Source organism: Limosilactobacillus oris DSM 4864 (assembly GCF_001434465.1).
GTDB classification, from domain to species: Bacteria; Bacillota; Bacilli; order Lactobacillales; family Lactobacillaceae; genus Limosilactobacillus; species Limosilactobacillus oris.
Genome location: NZ_AZGE01000055.1, coordinates 1 through 2294 on the forward strand (window position 1 = coordinate 1; position 2294 = coordinate 2294).

The 2294-nt window shown below is 57.8% G+C and carries 2 protein-coding genes; both read right to left on the bottom strand.

Annotated features, from left to right (window positions below):
• Positions 1 to 48 precede the first annotated feature (48 nt).
• Positions 49 to 1041 (bottom strand): D-2-hydroxyacid dehydrogenase, encoded by a 993-nt coding sequence (locus tag FC49_RS09530; protein WP_056984883.1) that lies wholly within the window; start codon positions 1039 to 1041, stop codon positions 49 to 51.
• A 2-nt stretch (positions 1042 to 1043) separates the two neighbouring features.
• The gene (locus tag FC49_RS09535; RefSeq protein ID WP_056984884.1) at positions 1044 to 2228 is read right to left on the bottom strand and encodes an aminotransferase class I/II-fold pyridoxal phosphate-dependent enzyme; all 1185 of its coding nucleotides are present in this window, start codon (positions 2226 to 2228) and stop codon (positions 1044 to 1046) included.
• Positions 2229 to 2294: the final 66 nt, after the last annotated feature.

Sequence of the window (2294 nt, forward strand, 5' to 3'; positions counted from 1 at the left end):
AAAGTGTCTAACTTACAGGGTTCACTTCAAGCTTGCGGGTGCTTCTTTTTACTTGATTTCATGCGGCGATGGCTTCCCGTCAAGGATGAGCAGGACGTCTTCAAGAGCGAAGTCGACCATATTTTTGACGGCCAGGTTGGTAAAGAAGGCGATGTGCGGCGTTAGGATGACGTTATCCATGGCGTGCAGCTCCTCCACGAGCGGAACGTCAGCGAGACCCTTCTCCCGACGGTCGGTCATCACCACCTCGTTTTCACCCTCAAAGGTATCGAGGGCCGCCGCGGCGAGTTGGTGATCCTTTAGTGCAGCGACGAGATCGGCGGTCACGACAACGGGACCACGGCTGGCGTTAACCAGGCCAGCAGTTGGTTTCATCAGTGCGAAGTCTGCCGCCGTCAGCAGACCGGTCGAGGTCGGGTTCAGGTCGACATGGAGGGAGACCACGTCGCTTTGCTTGAGCAGGTCTTCTTTGGAAACGTAGTTGACAATTCCCCGCATTTCTTCGCGGGGTTGGACGTCAAAGCCGAGAACCCGTGCACCGAGCGCTTTGAGGAGCTTGGCAAGGGTTCCGCCAATCCGACCGACCCCGATGATCCCGATAGTCGCCGTATGAATCTCCAGGGCCTGTTCGTCGCTGAACCAGCGGAAATCGCCACTAGCCACCTGGGTGTCAAAACGGTAGGACTTGCGCAGCAGGCGGAAAATCTGCATGAGGGCGTGCTCGGCGACCGACCGCGGTGAGTAGGCGGGAACGTTGGTGACGGTCAGGCCGTTATCGTAAGCAGCCTGGATGTCAACCATGTCGAAGCCGGCGGTCCGGGTGGCAATCTGCTTGAGCCCGTTTACCTTGAGCTGGGGGTAGACGGCGGGATCTACGGGACTGCGCTGCTGGATTACCAGGCCGTCGACCCCGGCAGTCAGGTCCACCGCGTCGTCAATCAATTTCGGGGTGGTAATGATTTCTACATCGTGTTCCTGGGCAAACTGCTTGATGGCGGCCCGTTCATCGTCCCGGACACTGGTCATTAAAATCTTGGTCATACTTAATCCTCCTTGAGAAAGTCTGCGATTCGAGCAACGGCAGTTTTTAGGTTATCCATGCTGGTGGCGTAGCTGAGCCGCAGGTAGCCCTGGCCGCCAGCACCGAAGTAGGAACCTGGAATGACGGCGACCCGGCCCTCTTCTGCTAATTTTGTGGCGAAAGCAACGTCGTCATTACCGGCACTAGCAGGAATCTTTGCGAAGAGGTAGAAGGCCCCGTTTGGCGTCGCGGTTTCAAAACCGAGCTTAGCGAGCGCGGCCACGAGGAAGTCCCGCCGTTCTTGGTAGGCGGCCTTCATTTGCTGGGTAGCTGCCTTCCCGGCTTCGGTACCGAAGGCCGCCGTGGCCGCTGCCATGGCCGAATCGGTCGCGGATGTAATCATCATTCCGCTGACGGCGCTGACCGGCCCCATCAGTTCTCGGGGACCGGCGATAAAGCCGATCCGGTAGCCGGTCATGGCATGGGACTTGGAGGCCCCGTTCAGGATGAGGGTCTGCTCGGGGATGAATTTGGCGATGGAGGTGTGCTGACCGTCGTAGACCAGCTCGGAGTAAATCTCATCCGCGATTACTACCAGGTCGGTGTTCTTAACCGCCACTGCCAGTTCCTCGACCTGCTGGGCGGAGTAGGTCACCCCAGTCGGGTTGGAGGGGTAGTTCAAAATCAAAGCCTTGGCACGGGGGTGGGCGGCAATGGTTTCTTTAAGCTGATCAGGAGTTAGGACAAGGTCGTGGTCGCTGGTGTCGATTTCAACTGGGTGGCCGCCTAACATGGTAGTGACCGCCATGTACAACGGGAAGGTCGGGGTGGCGACTAGGATCTCGTCACCGGGATTGATCAGGGCAGAGAGGGCGGCGTAGATTCCCTCGGTCGCGCCGATCGTCACCGCAATTTCACCGTTGGGATCATAGTCTAGTTGGTAGCGGTCCTTGAGGAAGTCGGCGATGGCCCCTCGCAGTTTGGCGGTACCGACAGCCGGCGCGTAGTGGGAGTCGTTGCCGGTGATACTGTCGATGGCGGCCTGCTTCATGGCGTCAGGTACGTTGAAGTCGGGTTCCCCCAAGGTTAACTTGACGATTCCAGGGACGGCGCTGGCCTGGGCATCGAATTCCCGGATGCCAACCGGCTTGAGGCGGGCGAAGTTACGGTTGAGCTGGTTCATAATACTGGCTTTAGTTGTGGGCATGATTAATTCCTCCTTAAAAATACGAAAAGACCCGGATGACGTGAAGTGCAACAAAAAAGTTAGACA

What these genes read in the sequence shown, in the direction of transcription:
- FC49_RS09530 (WP_056984883.1), bottom strand. Translation starts at nt 1,041, where the DNA reads ATGACCAAGATTTTAATGACCAGTGTCCGGGACGATGAACGGGCCGCC.
- FC49_RS09535 (WP_056984884.1), bottom strand. Translation starts at nt 2,228, where the DNA reads ATGCCCACAACTAAAGCCAGTATTATGAACCAGCTCAACCGTAACTTC.